The sequence below is a fragment of the Catellatospora sp. KI3 genome, from assembly GCF_029948125.1.
Classification (GTDB): Bacteria; Actinomycetota; Actinomycetes; order Mycobacteriales; family Micromonosporaceae; genus Catellatospora.
The window spans coordinates 281,319-299,339 of sequence record NZ_JASAMB010000002.1; the positions used below are offsets into that span (position 1 = coordinate 281,319).

15 protein-coding genes are annotated in these 18,021 nt (G+C 69.6%); 6 read left to right on the top strand and 9 right to left on the bottom strand.

Annotated elements, in window-relative coordinates; genetic code table 11:
• Positions 1-183: 183 nt before the first annotated feature.
• Both purN and purH read left to right on the top strand, forming a co-directional pair.
• Entirely contained in the window at positions 184-789 is a 606-nt protein-coding gene (gene purN / locus QEZ54_RS05210; RefSeq protein WP_281303295.1) for a phosphoribosylglycinamide formyltransferase, read from the top strand.
• Entirely contained in the window at positions 786-2,381 is a 1,596-nt protein-coding gene (gene purH / locus QEZ54_RS05215) for a bifunctional phosphoribosylaminoimidazolecarboxamide formyltransferase/IMP cyclohydrolase (protein WP_281303296.1), read from the top strand. The genes purN and purH overlap by 4 nt, the downstream gene beginning before the upstream one ends.
• Before the next feature lie 149 nt (positions 2,382-2,530).
• On the opposite strand, the gene QEZ54_RS05220 is transcribed toward purH, so the two are convergent.
• From QEZ54_RS05220 to QEZ54_RS05240, 5 genes are all read right to left on the bottom strand, one after another.
• Positions 2,531-3,574 (bottom strand): dipeptide ABC transporter ATP-binding protein, encoded by a 1,044-nt coding sequence (locus QEZ54_RS05220; protein ID WP_281303297.1) that lies wholly within the window; start codon positions 3,572-3,574, stop codon positions 2,531-2,533.
• Positions 3,558-4,586 carry an ABC transporter ATP-binding protein gene (locus QEZ54_RS05225; RefSeq protein ID WP_281303298.1) on the bottom strand — a complete coding sequence of 343 codons (1,029 nt, stop codon included), beginning with the start codon at positions 4,584-4,586 and terminating at the stop codon, positions 3,558-3,560. The genes QEZ54_RS05220 and QEZ54_RS05225 overlap by 17 nt, the downstream gene beginning before the upstream one ends.
• Before the next feature lie 5 nt (positions 4,587-4,591).
• The gene (locus QEZ54_RS05230; protein WP_281303299.1) at positions 4,592-5,575 is read right to left on the bottom strand and encodes an ABC transporter permease; all 984 of its coding nucleotides are present in this window, start codon (positions 5,573-5,575) and stop codon (positions 4,592-4,594) included.
• Positions 5,576-5,585: 10 nt separating this feature from the next.
• A complete protein-coding gene (locus tag QEZ54_RS05235) occupies positions 5,586-6,515 on the bottom strand; it encodes an ABC transporter permease (protein ID WP_281303300.1) in 930 nt (309 codons plus the stop codon).
• A gap of 148 nt (positions 6,516-6,663) precedes the next feature.
• The gene (locus QEZ54_RS05240; protein ID WP_281303301.1) at positions 6,664-8,292 is read right to left on the bottom strand and encodes an ABC transporter substrate-binding protein; all 1,629 of its coding nucleotides are present in this window, start codon (positions 8,290-8,292) and stop codon (positions 6,664-6,666) included.
• 626 nt (positions 8,293-8,918) lie between these two features.
• On the opposite strand from QEZ54_RS05240, the gene QEZ54_RS05245 reads away from it, so the two are divergent.
• Positions 8,919-9,782 (top strand): bifunctional methylenetetrahydrofolate dehydrogenase/methenyltetrahydrofolate cyclohydrolase, encoded by an 864-nt coding sequence (locus tag QEZ54_RS05245; RefSeq protein ID WP_281303302.1) that lies wholly within the window; start codon positions 8,919-8,921, stop codon positions 9,780-9,782.
• Positions 9,783-9,907: 125 nt separating this feature from the next.
• Complete coding sequence (gene mdh, locus QEZ54_RS05250; RefSeq protein ID WP_281303303.1) at positions 9,908-10,858, top strand: malate dehydrogenase; 951 nt, start codon at positions 9,908-9,910, stop codon at positions 10,856-10,858.
• Positions 10,859-10,903: 45 nt separating this feature from the next.
• On the opposite strand, the gene QEZ54_RS05255 is transcribed toward mdh, so the two are convergent.
• Positions 10,904-11,368 (bottom strand): MSMEG_6728 family protein, encoded by a 465-nt coding sequence (locus tag QEZ54_RS05255; protein ID WP_281303553.1) that lies wholly within the window; start codon positions 11,366-11,368, stop codon positions 10,904-10,906.
• A gap of 86 nt (positions 11,369-11,454) precedes the next feature.
• On the opposite strand from QEZ54_RS05255, the gene QEZ54_RS05260 reads away from it, so the two are divergent.
• Positions 11,455-12,129, top strand: coding sequence for a uracil-DNA glycosylase (locus QEZ54_RS05260; RefSeq protein WP_281303304.1), 675 nt, complete (start codon positions 11,455-11,457; stop codon positions 12,127-12,129).
• A gap of 40 nt (positions 12,130-12,169) precedes the next feature.
• On the opposite strand, the gene QEZ54_RS05265 is transcribed toward QEZ54_RS05260, so the two are convergent.
• The gene (locus tag QEZ54_RS05265) at positions 12,170-14,152 is read right to left on the bottom strand and encodes an SPFH domain-containing protein (protein ID WP_281303305.1); all 1,983 of its coding nucleotides are present in this window, start codon (positions 14,150-14,152) and stop codon (positions 12,170-12,172) included.
• A gap of 205 nt (positions 14,153-14,357) precedes the next feature.
• On the opposite strand from QEZ54_RS05265, the gene QEZ54_RS05270 reads away from it, so the two are divergent.
• Positions 14,358-15,575: an NADP-dependent isocitrate dehydrogenase gene (locus QEZ54_RS05270; protein ID WP_281303306.1), complete on the top strand. Its 1,218-nt coding sequence runs from the start codon at positions 14,358-14,360 to the stop codon at positions 15,573-15,575.
• Positions 15,576-15,856: 281 nt separating this feature from the next.
• Here QEZ54_RS05270 and QEZ54_RS05275 read toward each other — a convergent pair whose 3' ends face one another.
• The gene (locus tag QEZ54_RS05275; RefSeq protein WP_281303307.1) at positions 15,857-17,179 is read right to left on the bottom strand and encodes a hypothetical protein; all 1,323 of its coding nucleotides are present in this window, start codon (positions 17,177-17,179) and stop codon (positions 15,857-15,859) included.
• Positions 17,176-18,015 carry an alpha/beta hydrolase gene (locus tag QEZ54_RS05280; RefSeq protein WP_281303308.1) on the bottom strand — a complete coding sequence of 280 codons (840 nt, stop codon included), beginning with the start codon at positions 18,013-18,015 and terminating at the stop codon, positions 17,176-17,178. The genes QEZ54_RS05275 and QEZ54_RS05280 overlap by 4 nt, the downstream gene beginning before the upstream one ends.
• Between the last annotated feature and the right edge of the window lie 6 nt (positions 18,016-18,021).

Below are 18,021 nucleotides of genomic sequence, written 5' to 3' on the forward strand. Positions count from 1 at the left end.
GGCAGCACGCGCCGGTCCGGCACCGCGGTGGTGTCGCAGTGGCTCGGCGCCGGGTTCGACGCGCCCTGGAATGCAGTTCTGTCCTCAATATCCGCTTTATCAGTCAGTTAGTCGGGCAAAACGCCGTAAATCAGTGCCATACCCGCCGCGAAGGCGGCTCCGCCAGCCCGATAGGGTGCTGCTGTGACCGCTCGCCTCGTCGTCCTGGTCTCCGGCTCCGGTACGAATCTGCAAGCCCTGCTCGACGCCTGCACCGACCCCGCGTACGGTGCGACCGTCGTGGCCGTCGGCGCCGACCGGCACGGCATCGCCGGCCTCACCCGCGCCCAGGCCGCCGGAGTCCCCTCATACGTCGCCCGCGTCCCCGACTTCGCTTCCCGCGACGAGTGGGACGAAACCTTCACCGCGCTCACCGCCGAGCACCGGCCCGACCTCGTGATCGGGGCGGGGTTCCTCAAACTGGTCGGCAAGACGTTCCTGGACCGGTTCGAGGGGCGCTACATCAACACCCACAACGCGCTGCTCCCGTCGTTCCCAGGCATCCACGGCCCCCGCGACGCCCTCGCCTACGGCGTGAAGGTCGCCGGGGCGACCCTCCACTTCGTGGACGGCGGAATGGACACCGGGGCGATCATCGCCCAGGTGGCGGTGCCGGTGCTCGACGACGACACCGAGGACACCCTCTCCGAGCGCATCAAAGACGCCGAGCGCGCGCAGCTGGTCGACTACGTCGGCCGGATGGCCCGTGCCGGTTGGACCATCAACGGCAGAAAGGTGATAGTCGGATGAGCGAGCAGGCCGCCGGTGGCGAGCGCAAGCCGATCCGCAGGGCGCTGGTCAGCGTGTACGACAAGACGGGCCTCGAGTCGCTGGCAGCGGTGCTGCGCCGGCACGGCGTCGAGATCGTGTCGACCGGCTCGACCGCGCAGCGCATCGAGACCATGGGCGCGCCGGTGACCCGGGTCGAGGAGCTGACCGGCTTCCCGGAGTGCCTGGACGGGCGGGTCAAGACGCTGCACCCGAAGGTGCACGCCGGGCTGCTCGCCGACCTGCGCCTGGACAGCCACCGCGACCAGCTCGCCGAGCTCGGCGTCGAGCCCTTCGACCTGCTCATCTCCAACCTGTACCCGTTCTCGCAGACCGTCTCCTCGGGCGCCTCGCTGGAGGAGTGCGTGGAGCAGATCGACATCGGCGGCCCGGCCATGGTCCGCGCGGCGGCCAAGAACCACGCCAACGTCGCGGTGGTCACCTCCCCGAACGAGTACGCCCTGATCGCGGCCGCGCTGGAGAAGGGCGGCTTCACCCTCGGCGAGCGCCGGGCGCTGGCCGCGCGGGCCTTCGCCGACATCGCCGACTACGACGTGGCCGTGGCCAACTGGTGCGCCCAGGAGCTGGTGGAGCTGGAGTCGCTGGCCCCCGGCGCGCAGTGCTGGCCGGAGTACGCGGGCCTGGGCGTGTGGCGCAAGGACGTGCTGCGCTACGGCGAGAACCCGCACCAGGCGGCGGCGCTCTACATCGACCCGGCCTCGGCGGCGGGTCTGGCGCGCGCGGAGCAGCTCAACGGCAAGGAGATGTCGTACAACAACTACGTCGACACCGACGCCGCCTGGCGCGCGGTGCACGACTTCGACGGCGTGCACGCGGTCGCGGTGATCAAGCACGCCAACCCGTGCGGCATCGCGGTCAGCACCGTCTCGGCCGCCGACGCGCACGCCAAGGCGCACGCCTGCGACCCGGTCTCGGCCTTCGGCGGCGTCATCGCCGTCAACAGCGAGGTCACCGTCGAGCTGGCCCGCCAGATCGCGGAGATCTTCACCGAGGTCGTGGTCGCCCCCGCGTACGCCGAGGGCGCGGTGGAGATCCTGGCCGGGCGCAAGAACCTGCGCGTCCTGGTCGCCCCGGCGCACCGGCCGGGCCCGACCGAGATGCGGCAGATCTCGGGCGGCATCCTGGTGCAGACCCGGGACAGCTTCAACTCCGAGGGCGACAGCGTCGAGAACTGGACCCTGGTCGCGGGCGAGCCCGCCGCTGCTGACGTGCTCGACGACCTCGAGTTCGCGTGGGGCGCGGTGCGCGCGGTCAAGTCCAACGCGATCCTGCTGGCCAAGGACGGTGCCAGCGTGGGCGTGGGCATGGGCCAGGTGAACCGGGTCGACTCGTGCAAGCTGGCGGTCACCCGCGCCGGGGACCGGGCCAAGGGCTCGGTGGCCGCGTCGGACGCGTTCTTCCCGTTCGCCGACGGCCTGCAGGTGCTGCTCGACGCGGGCGTCACCGCCGTGGTCGAGCCGGGCGGCTCGGTCCGCGACCAGGAGGTCATCGACGCCGCCAAGGCGGCCGGCATCTCCCTCTACTTCACCGGCTCCCGCCACTTCGCCCACTGACAGTTCCGACAGTTTCGGGGAGAGTGCTGGAATCCAGGTCGTGATTCCAGCACTCTCCCCGAAAGTGCACGAACAAAGATCGGCGCCCCCGCTCAGGACCCCACCTCACAGGGGTTCCGGGCGGGGGCGCCGATCGCTTTCGGCGGCCGTCAGGCGACCGGGTTGCGCAGCTCCGCGAAGTGGCAGGCACTCGGGTGCGGGTCGACCGCGCGGCGGATGAGCAGCGGCTCCTCCACCGAGCAGCGCTCCTGCGCCTTCCAGCAGCGGGTGCGGAAGCGGCAGCCCGACGGCGGGTTGGCCGGCGACGGTACGTCGCCGGTGAGCCGGATGACGTCGCGGTGGGCGCGGGCGTCCGGGTCCGGCACCGGCACCGCCGACAGCAGCGCCTGGGTGTACGGGTGCGTCGGCCGCTCGTAGATCTCCGCGTCCGAGCCGATCTCCACCATCTTGCCCAGGTACATCACGCCGACCCGGTCGGAGATGTGCCGCACCACGGACAGGTCGTGCGCGATGAAGATGTAGGACAGGTTCAGCTCCCGCTGCAGGCCCTCCAGCAGGTTGATGACCTGCGCCTGGATCGACACGTCCAGCGCCGACACCGGCTCGTCGCAGACGATGACCTCGGGCTTGAGCGCGAGCGCGCGGGCGATGCCGATGCGCTGGCGCTGGCCGCCGGAGAACTGGTGCGGGTAGCGGTTGACGTGCTCGGGGTTGAGGCCCACGAGCTCCAGCAGCTCCTGTACGCGGCGCTGCCGGTCGCCCTTGGGGGCCACGTCGCTGTGGATCTCGTACGGCTCGCCGATGATGTCGCCGACGGTCATCCGCGGGTTCAGCGAGGTGTACGGGTCCTGCATCACCATCTGCACGTTGCGGCGCAGGCGGCGCAGCTCGCCGCCGCCCATCTTGAAGATGTCCTTGCCGTTGAGCAGGGCCCGGCCGCCGGTCGGCGTCTCAAGCCGCATCAGCAGCTTGGCCAGCGTCGACTTGCCGCAGCCGGACTCGCCGACGATGCCCAGCGTCTCGCCGCGGTGCAGCTCGAAGCTGACCCCGTCGACCGCCTTGACGGCGCCGATCTTCTTCTTGAAGAGGATGCCCTGGGTGATCGGGAAGTGCTTGACCAGGTTCTCGACCCGCAGGATCGGCTCACCGGCCGGGCGCGCCGCCGGGGTGATGTTCTCAACGGAGTGTGCCATCGAGCATCTCCTTAGCGAAGTGGCAGGCGCTGGTACGGCCGTTGCCGAGGTTCAGCGAGGCGGGCACGTCGGTGCGGCACACGTCCTTGGCGTACCGGCACCGGGGGTGGAACGCGCAGCCGGTCGGCGGACGCAGCAGGTTCGGCGGCAGGCCCTTGATCGTGGCGAGCTCGGTGCCCTTGGAGTCCAGCCGCGGGATCGAGTCGAGCAGGCCCTCGGTGTACGGGTGCGCCGGGTGCTTGTAGAGCTCGTGCACGTTGGCGTGCTCGACGATCCGGCCGGCGTACATGACCGCGATCCGGTCCGCGACGTCGGCGACCACGCCCAGGTCGTGCGTGATCAGGATCATGCCCATGTTGAGGTCGCGGCGCAGGTCGCCGAGCAGGTCCATGATCTGGGCCTGCACGGTGACGTCCAGCGCGGTGGTGGGCTCGTCGGCGATGAGCACCTTCGGGTCCATCGCCAGCGCCATCGCGATCATGACGCGCTGGCGCATGCCGCCGGAGAACTGGTGCGGGTAGTCCTTGATCCGGGCCTTGGCGGCCGGGATCTTGACCAGGTCCATCAGCTCGACCGCGCGGGCCAGGGCGTCCTTCTTCGACATGCCCGCGCGGGTGCGCAGGGTCTCCGAGATCTGCCAGCCGACCGGGAACACCGGGTTCAGGGCCGAGAGCGCGTCCTGGAAGATCATCGAGATCTCCTTGCCGCGCACCTGGCGACGCTTCTCCTCCGACATGGTGAGCAGGTTCTCGCCCTTGTAGAGGATCTCGCCGCCGGGGATCTTCGCGGGTGGCATGTCGAGGATGCCCATGATCGCCTGCGCGGTCACCGACTTGCCCGAGCCCGACTCGCCCAGCACCGCCAGCGTCTCACCGGGGTTCAGGTGGTACGACACCCCGTTGATGACCCGGGCGACGCCGTCGCGGGTGTGGAACTCGACGAAGAGGTTCTTGACCTCGAGCAGAGCGTGCCCGGTGGGCACGTGGCCCGGCTGTACCTGGATGTCAGTCATGTGGATCACCGCAGCTTCGGGTCGAACGCTTCGCGGATCTTGTCGCCGAGGATGATGAAGGCGAGCACCGTGAGCGCGAGGAAGGTGGACGGGACGATCAGCGGGATCGGGTTCGTGCGGACCCGGCCGATCGCTGACGCCTGCGAGATCTGCTGGCCCCAGGACTGCGCCGGGGGCTTGAGCCCGACGCCGAGGAAGGACAGCGATGCCTCGGCCGCGATGAACGAGCCCAGCGCGATCGTGATGACCACGAGGAACGGCGCCAGCGCGTTGGGCAGGATGTGCCGCCACATGATGCGGCTGTTGCCCGCGCCCAGCATCCGGGCCGCCTGGACGTAGTCCTGCTGCTTGGCCGAGATGACCGAGGAGCGCACCACGCGGGCGGCGGTGGTCCAGCCCAGGCCGCCCAGGATGAGCACGAACGCGATGATGCGGGCGGTGTTGTCGCCGCCGGCGTTGTCGACCCGCTTCATGATCACGAGGCCGGCCAGGATCAGCGGCAGGCCCAGCACGATGTCGGTGACGCGGGAGACGACCGCGTCGATCCAGCCGCCGAAGAAGCCGGAGGTCAGACCGGCGATGACGGCCAGCACCCCGGCGAACAGGGCGGCGAAGAAGCCGATCACCAGCGAGTTGCGGGCGCCGTACACGGCCTGGGTGTAGACGTCGCAGCCCTGGAAGTCGTACCCGAAGATGGCCTGGCCGCTGGCGCCGGCGTTCTGGCGCGACAGCGCGCAGAAGTCCCGCGCGGTGGGGTCGCTGCTGGTGAACAGCGACGGGAAGCACGCCATCACCAGGGCCACCAGGCCGATCAGCACGGCGATCCAGAACAGCGGGCGGCGGCTCAGGTCGTGCCACGCGTCGGCGGTGGCGCTGCGCGCCTTGCTGGTCTCGAGGGTCTTCGGCTGGCCGGGGGCGCCGGGCTCACCGGCCGGGCCGGGGGTGGCGGTGTGCAGCTCGGTGGCTGCCACGTTCTCGAACTCACTCATTGTCTTCCGCCTACTCGTACCGGATCCGCGGATCGAGCACCGCGTACAGCAGGTCCACGATCAGGTTGGCGATGAGGAACACCACGACCAGCACGCTCACGGTGCCCACGACGACCGGGGCGTCGCCCAGGCTGAGGCTCTTGTAGAGCAGGTTGCCGATGCCGGTGATGTTGAAGATGCGCTCGGTGATGATCGCGCCGCCCATCAGCGAGCCGAGCTCGACACCGATGAAGGTGACGATCGGGATGAGCGAGTTGCGCAGCACGTGCACGCCGATCACGCGGCGGCGCGGGATGCCCTTGGACCGCGCGGTCCGGACGAAGTCGGCGCGCAGGTTCTCGCTGACCGAGGCACGGGTGAGCCGCATCGCCGTGGCGACGGACAGCATGCCCAGGATGATGCCGGGCAGCAGCAGCTCGTACCACGTGGCGGGGTTGTTGGCGGTGGCCGGGAAGATCGGCCACTTGATGCCGAACAGCAGCTGGCCGATGGGGGCGAGCACCACGGTGGGGATACCGATGATGATCAGGGTGACCACCAGCGTGATGTTGTCGAAGATGCCGCCGCGGCGGATGCCCGCGATCACGCCGGCGGTGATGCCGAACACGATGGTCACCAGGATCGCGATGCTGGCCAGCATGAGCGTGGTCGGGAACCGCTCCGTGATCAGGTCCCACACCGGGCGGCCGGTCAGCGAGGTGCCCAGGTCCAGGTTGAGCAGATCGGTCAGGTAGTGCCAGTAGCGCGTGAGGAACGGATCGTTGAAGTGGAACTGCTGTTCGAGCTGGGCGCGCTGGATCGCGCTGACGGGGCGCTCGCCGGCCAGGTTCTGGATCGGGTCGCCTTCACCGCCCGCGAACATCAGGGTGAAGACGATGAAGGTGGTCCCGATGAAGACCAGGATCATCTGTAGCAGGCGCCGCACTATGTAGCGGAACATCGTCGTTCTTCTCTCACCGGGCAGCACAATTCGGTACGAATAGTCGCATTGTTCGTACCACGGGGCTGCGATCGACGTGGGGGTTTCAGCGTTGGGGGTGGTGCCGATCCCTCCGGATCGGCACCACCCCCAAGGTCAATCGCTGACGTCAGCCGACGTACTGGATCTTGTTCAGGTCGACCCGGTTGAACAGGTCGATCGAAACGTCCTTGACCTTGGTCGAGTGACCGAAGCTGTTCTGGCCGAAGCGCAGCGGCAGCACCGGCAGGTCCTGCGCGAGCAGGTCCTCGGCGGCCTGGTACTTCTTGATCGCCTCGTCCTGGGTCGCCGCGGCCGAGCCCTCCTTCAGCAGGTTGTCGAAGGTGGGGTTGCTGTAGCCGTAGTAGTTCGACGAGCCGTTGGTCGAGTACAGCGGGCCGAGGTAGTTCTCCATGGACGGGTAGTCCATGACCCAGCCCATGCGGAACATGCCGACGTCCTTCTTCGCCTTGGCCTTGGTGAGCAGGTCGGCGAACTTCGGCTCCGGGGTGCCGACGCAGTCGACGCCCAGGTTGGTCTTCAGCTGGTTGCAGGTCGCGTCGACCCACGCCTGGTGACCGCCGTCAGCGTTGTACGTGATGTTCAGCGACTTGGGGCCGCCGGCAGCCTCGTACTGCTTCTTGGCCTCGGTCGGGTTGAACTCGCAGGCCGCACCGCAGGTCTTGTCGCGGTAGCCCGCGACGACCGGCGACACGAACGAGTACGCGGCCCGCTGCGAGCCCTGGAACACCTTGTTGACGATCTCCTCGCGGTCGATCGCCATCGAGATGGCCTTGCGGACCTCGGCCTTGCTGAAGCGCGGGTCGAAGGTCGGGAACGCCAGCACCTGCAGGGTCGAGGCCGGGCTGGTCTGGTAGCGGTCGCCCAGGTCGCCCTGGACGGTCGGCAGGCTGTCGGTCGGGATCTGCTTGATCACGTCCAGGTTGTTGGCCTGCAGGTCCGCGTACTCGGCGGCGTCGTTCTGGTAGATCTTGAAGTTCGCGCCGCCGATGCTCGGCTTGGTGCCGGCGAAGGCGTCGTACTTCTCGACCTCGATGCCCGAGTCGTGGTTCCAGGCACCCTTGATCTTGAAGGGGCCGTTGCCGACGGGGGCCTGCTCGAAGTCCTTGTTGAGGACCAGCGGGCTGGCGGCGACGTCGGTGAACGCGGCCTTCGGCAGGGGGTAGAACGCGGTGTAGCCCAGCAGCGACTTGAACTCGCTGAACGGCGCGTTCAGGGTCACCGTGAACGTCTTGTCGTCGACCTTCTTGAGGCCGGACAGGGTCGACGCGGCGGGGGTGGTCGTCGCGTCCGCCGGGTTCAGCGCCGCGTAGCCCTCGATCTTGTCGAAGAAGTAGTTGTTGTCCTGGGCGTTCGGGGCGTAGGCGCCGTAGTTCCAGGCGTTGATGTAGTTGTCGGCGGTGACCGGCTCGCCGTTGTGGAACGTCCAGCCGTCCTTCAGCTTGATCGTCCAGGTCTTGTTGTCAGTCGTGCTGATCTCCTGCGCGGCGACCTCGTACGGCTTGTTGGCCTCGTCGAAGTCCACCAGGGGAGCGAACAGCGCCGCCAGCACCTGGGAGCCACTCGTCTCCGCGGTGTTGGTGGGGATCAGGTGCTTCGGTTCGGCGATTCCGACCGACACGACACCGTTGGGGTTGGTGCTACCCGTGTCGCTGCCACCGCTCTTGCCACAGGCCGTCAGGCCCAGAGTGACAGCGAGCGGGAGAGCGGCCCAGGCCGCGAGCCTACGGACCTGCATTGAGCCTCCTCATCTCCTACGTCCCACATGCATCGACGGCAGGCTGACCTGCCGTTGTCACGCAGTGCAACGTCCGGCAAAGGTAGGACGAAGCTCGGCCCGGCACCAAACCCGCGGGTTGCAGATTCGCAACAGTCTACGAGTGGACCACTTGCGGATCTGCCTGCTGATTTGGTATTAGGAGACGGCCTGCCAAATGTAGTGTTATCGGGGATTATGCCCGATCTGGGACGTGACCGGGGCGACAGACTGCGGTCACATGGTGGACACGATCACTGCCCGGTTTGCCCTCGAAAGTCGTCCCAGATGATGGAAGATCCTGCCACCAAGGCCACAGGGTGATCTATCACACTGTTACCCACGGTTATATGACCAGGTCAACTGGCATTTCATAGATCAACTTCAGCGCCGGTTTTCGCCGTACCGCTGCCCGCTTCTCGCCTTTGCCCACCTTGCCGGGGTCGTCACGCCCTGCCTGCCTTCGACGGTGGCCTATCTAGAGCACGAGAATCCGGAAACGGTCCTCTGGATAGGCCAGCGTCAATTCGAGGGCGGGCGGCGGGCGAGGGAGCGTGAGTGGGCATGTCCCGGTTCGGGGGGATCGGGGAGGTGGGAGGATCGGCGGTATGACGGCGACGATCCTCAACGGCACCGAGACCGCGGCGGCGATCAAGGCCGACCTGAAAGAACGGGTCGCGAAGCTGGCGGCGCGGGGCGTCGTCCCCGGCCTGGGCACCGTGCTGGTCGGCGACGATCCGGGCTCGCACTGGTACGTCAACGGCAAGCACCGCGACTGCGCCGAGGTGGGCATCGCCTCGCTGCGCCGCGACCTGCCCGCCGACGCGACCCAGTCCGATGTCGAGCGCGCCGTCGCCGAGCTCAACGCCGACCCGGCCTGCACCGGCTACATCGTCCAGTTGCCCCTGCCCAGGGGCCTGGACGAGCAGCGGGTGCTGGAGCTGATCGACCCGGACAAGGACGCCGACGGCCTGCACCCGGTCAACCTGGGCCGCCTGGTGCTGGGCGTGCCGGCGCCGCTGCCGTGCACGCCGCGCGGCATCATCGAGCTGCTGCGCCGCTACCACGTGCCGATCGCCGGGGCCGAGGTCGTCGTGATCGGTCGCGGCGTCACCGTGGGCCGCCCGATGGGCCTGCTGCTGACCCGGCGCACCGAGAACGCCACCGCGACGCTGTGCCACACCGGCACCAAGGACCTGGCCGGGCACGTACGCCGGGCCGACATCGTCATCGCGGCGGCCGGGGTGCCCGGCATCGTCACCGCCGACATGGTCAAGCCGGGCGCGGCCGTGCTCGACGTGGGCGTGTCGCGGGTCGAGGGCGCCGACGGGAAGAAGCACATCGTGGGTGACGTACACCCGGACGTGGCCGGGGTGGCCGGGTTCGTGTCGCCCAACCCCGGCGGCGTCGGGCCCATGACCAGGGCGATGCTGCTGACCAACGTGGTCGAGCGGGCCGAGGCGGCGCGCTAGGCCACACCCGCCGCACCCAGCAGGCTTCGCATAGACGCCTCGGGCTATGGTGCGGAATCGTTACACCTTCGTCACAGGACCGCGCTGGTCACCACCAGACGTCCACCAGCAGGGAGTATGTGCCAATGGGCAAGAAGGTCACCGTCGTCGGCGCCGGTTTCTACGGCTCGACCACCGCGCAGCGGCTCGCCGAGTACGACGTCTTCGAGACCGTCGTGCTGACCGACATCATCGAGGGCAAGCCGGAGGGCCTGGCCCTGGACCTCAACCAGTCGCGGTCCATCGAGGGCTTCGAGACCAAGGTGATCGGTGCCACCACCGGCGTCGACGGCTCGGGCTACGAGGCGATCGCGGGCTCTGACATCGTCGTGATCACCGCTGGCCTGCCGCGCAAGCCGGGCATGAGCCGCATGGACCTGCTCGAGGTCAACGCCAAGATCGTGCGCGGGGTGGCCGAGCAGGTCGCCAAGCACGCGCCGAACGCCATCGTCATCGTGGTGTCCAACCCGCTGGACGAGATGACCGCGCTGGCCCAGCTGGCCACCCAGTTCCCGAAGAACCGGGTCATCGGCCAGGCCGGCATGCTCGACACCGCGCGCTTCACCCACTTCGTGGCCGAGGAGCTGAAGGTTCCGGTCGGCTCGGTAAAGACGCTGACCCTGGGCTCGCACGGCGACACCATGGTGCCGGTCCCGTCGCGCTGCACCGTCGACGGCAAGCCGCTGTCCGACCTGCTGCCCGCCGAGAAGATCGAGGAGCTGGTCACCCGTACCCGCAACGGTGGTGCCGAGGTCGTGGCGCTGCTCAAGACGGGTTCGGCGTACTACGCGCCGTCGGCGGCCGCCGCCCGCATGGCCAAGGCCGTGGCGGAGGACTCCGGCGAGGTCATGCCGGTCTGCGCCTGGGTCGACGGCGAGTACGGCATCTCCGGCGTCTACCTGGGTGTCGAGGCCGCGATCGGCGCCACCGGCGCCAAGAACATCGTGCTGACCGACCTCAGCGAGTCGGAGCTGGCCGGTCTGAAGGAGGCCGCCGAGGCCGTCCGCGCCAAGCAGGCCGACGTAGCCGGGCTCTGACCCGCACCGAAAGGTCCCGCCCGCTCGGGCGGGACCTTTCGCGTCTCAGGCGCGATCGGAGGCGGGCCATATGTAGGGCAGGTCGTCCGGCTGGTCGCCGAAGAGCGGGCGGTAGAACTCCGGGTCCTTGCGCAGCAGCGCGGCGCGGTGACTCGCGTGGAAGGCCGGATCGCCCAGCCAGGGCGGCAGTTCACCCGCGGCGGCGAGCGTGTCCTGGTCGCGTACCGCGCGGATGCCGCGGGCGGCGGCCAGGTCGGTGCCCAGGGTCGCGGCGCAGGTGTCGGCGCGGTCGGTGGCGCGCCAACTGCCGCAGATCTCCAGTCCGTACCGGACCAGCGCCTCCTCGTACCCGGTCCACATCTTCACGGCCGGGTGGTGGCGCCAGCCGTAGCCGGGCACGACCAGGCCGCGCAGCACCTGGATCGTCTCGACCCGCTGCTTGCCCAGCCGCCTGGGGTCCAGCGCCGCCGCACTGGCCGCGAAGTCCGGGTACGGCAGGAACGTCTGCACGCCGTGCGATACCCGGTACGGCGGGCGGGCAAACGCCCGCAGGGGCTGCGGTGGACGTGTCACACCAGGGCACTAGGGTGACCGGCATGGCATTGGACCTGCTCGAACTGTTGCCCGCCGAGTGGCGCGACGTGATGAAGCCGCATCTGGACCTCGACGCCACCGCGAAGCTCTCCGCCTTCGTCGAGGCCGAGTACGCCGCCGGCCCGGTCTTCCCGCCCGTCGAGGACCTGTTCACCGCGTTCCGGCTGACCTCCCCGGCGCACACCCGGGTGCTGATCCTGGGGCAGGACCCCTACTTCAAGCCCGGCCAGGCGCACGGGCTGAGCTTCAGCGTCCGCCCCGGCGTGCCGGTGCCGCCGAGCCTGCGCAACGTCTACAAGGAGCTCAAGGACGACCTGGGCGTGAACCCGCCGTCCAACGGCGACCTGACCGGCTGGGCGGCGCAGGGCGTGCTCCTGCTCAACGCGGTCATGACCGTCCGCTCAGGCACCCCTGCCACCCACGCCAACCAGGGCTGGGAGCAGTTCACCGACGCCGCGATCAAGGCCGTCAACGACTCGCCGTACCGGGTGGTGTTCGTGCTCTGGGGGTCGTACGCGCGTAAGAAGGCGGCGCTGGTGCGCAACCCGCAGCACACGGTGCTGGAGGCCGGTCACCCGAGCCCGATGAACCAGAAGGGGTTCCTGGGCAGCAAGCCGTTCTCGCAGATCAAGACCGCCCTGGCCGAGGCCGGGCGGGGCGAGATCAACTGGGGCTGACGATGGCGGGGGCGGCCCAGCGGACCGCCCCCGCCTCGGTTCACTCCGGCTCGGTCCGCTGGAGCGGGATCCTGCCGTCGTGCAGGGCCCGCATCAGCGTGGCGGCCAGGCCGTCGAGGCTGGAGCCGCCGGTGACCAGTACCTCCGGCATGATGTTGATCTTTCCTTCGGCGATGGCGTTGGCCAGCGCGACCAGCGCGGTCGGCAGCTCGCCGATGGCGTCGCGCTGCGCCTGGAAACCGGCCGCGCGGGCCAGCCCCAGCGCCTCGGTCGCCTTCGCCTCGGCCAGGCCGACCGCCTGGGCCCGGTCGGCCTCGGCCTGGCCGGTGAGCCGCACGTACGCGGCCTGACCGCCCGCCTCCGCCTCTCGGGCCTTCGCCTTGTTGCCGCTGATCTCCACCGAGACCGCCGCCGAGGCGAGCTCGGCCTGCATGTCGGCGGTGCCCCGGGCCTTCTCCATCTGCACGCGCACCGTCTCGGCCCGCTGCTGCTCCTCGTAGGTGGCCCGCTGCTGGTTGGCGATCTCGCGGTGCGTCAGCACCTCGACCAGCTCCGGCGGGAACACCACGTCCTGGATGTAGACGCCCCGGGTCTCCACGTCGTACCCGGCCAGGTACTGCGTGATCGCCGCGTACGCGGCCTGCTGCACCTCGTGCCGGGTCTCGATGAACTTGATCGCCTCCAGGGCCTGCAGCGTGTTGCGGAAGTGGTTGCCCACCGCCGACTGCAGCACCTCGTTCACCAGGTTCAGCATCGTGCCGACCATGGAGATGACCCGCGGCGCGCGGCCGTCGGAGACATGGATCTGCACCTGCAGGTCGATCCGGAACACGAACCCCTCGCGGCTCTTGCCGATGATCGGCTCCAGCCGCGCGTCGAGGTCGTGCGCGGTCGACATGTGGTGCGCCCAGTTCAGCGTCAGGATGAAGGTCGGCACCAGCTCGGCGGCGTAGATGCGCGGGTTGATCGCGTACTTGCCGGTGCGCAGCGGCTCCTGCCAGATGCCCCGGTGGCCCGGCCGCACGATGCTGCCGAACTTGAAGTCGGTGCCGGAGGTGTCCAGCGTGGGCAGGCCCACGAACCCCTTGACCACGGCCACCTGGCCCTGGTTGACCACCAGCATCGGCACCATCTCGACCAGCACCAGGAACGGGTTGAGCAGGTACGCGCCGTACAGCAGCGGATCGTGCTGCAGGCCGATCCGGCCGCCCGCGTCCAGGAACGCCTGGAAGTCCTGGTAGTTGTTGTGCACCTCGTTCTTCGAGCCCAGCAGCACGTCCATGATCTCGGCGTCGCTGGTCTCCGGGTGCTCCTCCATGGCGGCGATGTCATGGAACCCGCCCAGGCGGCTGGCCAGGTCACCGGAGGGCAGCGGCTCGCCCTCCAGCACCGTGACCAGGCCGATCATGTCCTTGTCGCCGTGCGGCGAGATCACCACCACCTTCAACCGCTCGGCCGTAAGCCCGAACGCGGCGGGGGTCAGCTTCTTGCTCGCGGCCAGGGCCTGCAACTCCGGCGCCACCGGTACGCCGAACACCGAGCGGGCCGTGATGACCAGGAAGGCGACCGGGTGGATCGGGACCAGGGTGCCGGGCGGCAGCACCGGCCGCTGCACACCCTTCTCGCCGCCGGCGGTGACGAACCCGCGCAGGCCGGAGAAGTTGCCGAACTCGGGACGGTAGCGGGCGCTCTTAGCGCCGATCGGCAGCGCCGCGCCGACCTGGGCGATCACCACGCCGATCTCCCCGGCGGGCACCTGCACCCAGGGGAACTTGGTGACCGAGTAGACCGGCCACAGCTTGAAGCGCTGGCCGGGCATGAGCAGGTCGGCCTGGTAGCCGGCCTCCCCGGCGAACGCGACCGGGTTGTCGTCGGCGAGCTTGCGGCCGACCCGCTTGGTGACCAGGCCGACCTCGGTGGGCCCGATCCTGTGGGTGGACTTGAGCATGACGATGAGCAGCAGTACGCCGACGATCACCAGGGTGGTGAGCGCCGGCAGGAATGGCAGCGGGTCGCTGTCCATGTCCTCATCTCCTCGGATGAGTCGGGCTCGGGTCGGCCGGAGCGTAGACCCCGGCGGCAAGGCGCCGAACCGGACATCGGTGAGGCGTGGGCCACCCCGGGGTTGCGGCAGGTCGGTACGGCAGTACGCTCGTACTGCTAAGTCGTGCGACCGCCGCCCGGCGCCCTGCCGCCGGACGCCCGAAGGTAAGAGGAGCGCCTGCGAGATGGCGAAGATCAAGGTAAACAACCCCGTCGTCGAGCTCGACGGCGACGAGATGACCCGGATCATCTGGAAGCAGATCCGCGAGCAGCTGATCCTGCCCTACCTCGACGTGGAGCTGGAGTACTACGACCTCGGCATGGAGCACCGCGACGCCACCGACGACCAGGTGACGATCGACGCGGCGAACGCGATCAAGCGGCACGGCGTGGGCGTCAAGTGCGCCACCATCACCCCGGACGAGGCCCGGGTCGCCGAGTTCGGCCTGAAGAAGATGTGGAAGTCGCCCAACGGCACCATCCGCAACATCCTCGGCGGCGTCATCTTCCGCGAGCCGATCATCATGAGCAACGTGCCGCGGCTCGTGCCGGGCTGGACCAAGCCGATCGTCGTCGGCCGCCACGCCCACGGTGACCAGTACAAGGCCACCGACTTCGTGGTGCCCGGCCCCGGCAAGGTGACCGTCACCTACACCCCGGCCGACGGCAGCGAGCCGATGGAGTTCAACATCGCCGACTTCCCCGGCGGTGGCGTGGCCATGGGCATGTACAACTACGACGACTCGATCCGCGACTTCGCGCGGGCGTCGTTCAGCTACGGCCTGCTGCGCGAGTACCCGGTCTACCTGTCGACCAAGAACACGATCCTCAAGGCGTACGACGGCCGGTTCAAGGACATCTTCGCCGAGATCTTCGAGTCCGAGTTCAAGGCGGAGTTCGAGGCCAAGGGCCTGACCTACGAGCACCGGCTGATCGACGACATGGTCGCCGCCGCGCTCAAGTGGGAGGGCGGGTACGTCTGGGCCTGCAAGAACTACGACGGTGACGTGCAGTCCGACATCGTGGCGCAGGGCTTCGGCTCGCTGGGCCTGATGACCTCCGTGCTGATGACGCCCGACGGCCGTACCGTCGAGGCCGAGGCCGCGCACGGCACGGTCACCCGGCACTATCGCCAGTGGCAGAAGGGCGAGAAGACGTCGACCAACCCGATCGCGTCGATCTTCGCCTGGACCCGGGGCCTGGCCCACCGCGGCAAGCTGGACGGCACCCCGGCGGTGACCGACTTCGCGAACACGCTGGAGCAGGTCATCATCGAGACCGTCGAGGGCGGCGCGATGACCAAGGACCTCTCGCTGCTGATCTCGCGCGACGCGCCGTGGCAGACCACCGAGGAGTTCATGAACACCCTGGACACGGCGCTGGCCCGCAAGCTCGCGGCCTGATCAGGCGTTTCCTGCCCTGTCTGGCGTCGTTGGACAGGGCATAAAACGGAATAATCCCGCCTGAAAGTCCCTTCCCAAAGACCAGACCCGCGCCCGTGCGGGTCTGGTCTTTTTCATACGGGCGCCCATCTGCCGCGCGCGCCCCGCCACGACCATGCAGTTTCGGGGAAAGTGCACGAATCTTGGCCCCGTTTCGTGCACTTTCCCCGAAACTGCACCAACGCGCGCCGCCCCCGCCCCCGCGGCGCGGCGGCGCGGCGCGGCGCGGCGCGCGGGGCGGGTCAGGAGGGTGGGAGCCAGACGGGGCCGTCGGGGGTGTCGCGGACCTCGATGCGGGCGGCGGCGAGGGCGTCGCGGACCTGGTCGGCGGCGGGCCAGTCGCGGCGTTCGCGGGCGGATCGGCGTACCGCGAGCAGGGCGTCGACCAGCGGGGTGAGCAGCGAAGTCGGGTCGGCGCTGCCCGCCAGCTGGCCCAGCCGCACCACCATGCCGCGCAGCAGGCCGCGCGCGTGGTCGCCGTCGGCGGAGACGTTGGTGTCAGCCGTCCAGTCGGTGATCACCTGCTCCAGTTCGAGGGCCGCCGCGACGCAGCCGTCCACGTCCCGGGCGGCCAGCGCCGCCCCGAACCGCACGTCCACCTCGTCGGCCGCCTCCCGCAGGCTCGTCGGCGTGTGCCGCGCACCGCGTTGACCGCCCCCGTCACCACCCGCCGACCCGCCGACCTCCCCCGCCTGCCCCACTTCCCCCGCCTGCCCCGCCTGCCCCGCCGCTCCAGCGGATTCGGCGTTAAGAAGGGTCCCTTCTGCTACGGGAAGCGATAAGAAGGGGCCCTTCCTTTCTTCGGGGAAGGGGAGGGGGAGGGTGGTGCCGGAGGGGTAGGTGGTGCTTTCGCCGCGGCGGCGCAGGGTCAGCCGGCCGTTGCCGGTGACGGTGGCGGTGCGCTGGTCGAGGTCGCAGATCAGGGCGGTGTGCTCGTCGACCCCGACGATCACGTGGTCGTCGGGCAGTTCGCGTTCGAGCAGGCGCAGGCGGGGCTCGCCGAGGTAGCAGTAGCGGGTGTCGTGGTGGCCGCCCTCGGCGTTGTCGTAGTGCGGGATGACGACCGCTGGCACGCCGGTGAGCTGCTGGAACAGGTTCAGGCCGGGGAGCCAGTGGGGTTCGGCGCCGGCTTTGTAGATCTCGTACACGGGGATGGTGTGCGAGCCGAGGGTGAGCGCGGCGGCGCTGGCGAAGACGAGCACGTCGGCTCGGGGCAGCACCGCGGGCAGGTCGGTGTCGCGCCACTGGCGCAGGGCGTACGAGGGCGAGCCCGGCCCGGCGAAGATCCAGCTCGCGCCGCGCAGGTCGGTGAGGGCGCGTTCCCGGTCGAGTCCGGGCTCGGGGGTGCGGCGCCAGGTGACGACCTCGACGGTCTGCCCGACGCTCTGCGCGAAGTAGCCGACCGCGCGGGCGCTGATCTCGTCGGCGTTGAGCTGGAACCCGTACGGCGTGTCGAGCAGGACGGCCCGGCCGTCCGGCGGCAGTGCGGCGAACAGGGCGCGGTGCGGTTTGATCATCGTGGGGGTGGTCTCGCCGGAGCCCATGACCACCAGCAGCCGGGTCATGCCGCCGCCTCCGCGCCGGGGACCAGGGTGAGCAGGTCGGCGGCGACCCGGGCCGGGTGCTGGGCGTGCAGGTCGTGGTCGGAGTCGGGGTACCAGCTGATGCGGGCGTGGGGCAGGGCGGCGGCGGCCGAGCGGATCTGGTCGGCGCGCTCGTCGTCGGGGCCGCGCGCGGGCAGCAGCAGCGCGGGGACGGTGACCAGGGGCAGGTCGGCGCCGGCGGGCTCGTCCCACATCGAGCGCAGGATGCGCAGGTGGTGCGGGATGGTCAGGCGCCGCCACATGGTGCCGTCGGCCTCGACGCGCAGGTTGGCCAGGGTGGCCGCCTTCGCGGTGGCCGACCAGTCCGGGTGGCTCGACTCCAGCCAGCCGCGCAGGTCGGCGGCGGGGCGGCCGTCGATGTCGCCGGGGCGCAGGGCCGCCTCGCAGGCCGCCCAGTCGGGGAACATCGCGGGCAGGTCGATCCAGCCGCCGTCGACCAGGCCGAGCGAGCCCGGCAGGTGCGGGTGCTTGGCGGCCAGGCGCACCACCACGTTGCCGCCCCAGGACTGTCCGACGACGACGGGCCGGGCCAGCCCGAGCGCCGCGATGATCGCGGCGAGGTCGTCGGCGGCGGTGCCGGTGTCGTATCCGTGCTCGGGCGCGTCGGACTCGCCGTGCCCGCGCAGATCCACCGACCAGCTCGGATGCCCGGCCGCGGCGAGGTGGCCGGCCACCTCGTCCCACAGCCGGGCGTTGGAGGACAGCCCGTGTACCAGTAGAAACGGCTCACCGGAGCCGTCTCGGTGGCGCAGCCGCAGCACTACGCCGGGTTCGACCTCGACCTCGATGTCGTTCACATGTAC

Coding starts and splice junctions, on each gene's coding strand:
- QEZ54_RS05225 (WP_281303298.1), bottom strand. CDS start 4,586: ATGACTGACATCCAGGTACAGCCGGGCCACGTGCCCACCGGGCACGCT.
- QEZ54_RS05270 (WP_281303306.1), top strand. CDS start 14,358: ATGGCGAAGATCAAGGTAAACAACCCCGTCGTCGAGCTCGACGGCGAC.
- QEZ54_RS05230 (WP_281303299.1), bottom strand. CDS start 5,575: ATGAGTGAGTTCGAGAACGTGGCAGCCACCGAGCTGCACACCGCCACC.
- QEZ54_RS05275 (WP_281303307.1), bottom strand. CDS start 17,179: ATGACCCGGCTGCTGGTGGTCATGGGCTCCGGCGAGACCACCCCCACG.
- QEZ54_RS05245 (WP_281303302.1), top strand. CDS start 8,919: ATGACGGCGACGATCCTCAACGGCACCGAGACCGCGGCGGCGATCAAG.
- QEZ54_RS05240 (WP_281303301.1), bottom strand. CDS start 8,292: ATGCAGGTCCGTAGGCTCGCGGCCTGGGCCGCTCTCCCGCTCGCTGTC.
- QEZ54_RS05260 (WP_281303304.1), top strand. CDS start 11,455: ATGGCATTGGACCTGCTCGAACTGTTGCCCGCCGAGTGGCGCGACGTG.
- QEZ54_RS05220 (WP_281303297.1), bottom strand. CDS start 3,574: ATGGCACACTCCGTTGAGAACATCACCCCGGCGGCGCGCCCGGCCGGT.
- mdh (WP_281303303.1), top strand. CDS start 9,908: ATGGGCAAGAAGGTCACCGTCGTCGGCGCCGGTTTCTACGGCTCGACC.
- QEZ54_RS05265 (WP_281303305.1), bottom strand. CDS start 14,152: ATGGACAGCGACCCGCTGCCATTCCTGCCGGCGCTCACCACCCTGGTG.
- purH (WP_281303296.1), top strand. CDS start 786: ATGAGCGAGCAGGCCGCCGGTGGCGAGCGCAAGCCGATCCGCAGGGCG.
- QEZ54_RS05235 (WP_281303300.1), bottom strand. CDS start 6,515: ATGTTCCGCTACATAGTGCGGCGCCTGCTACAGATGATCCTGGTCTTC.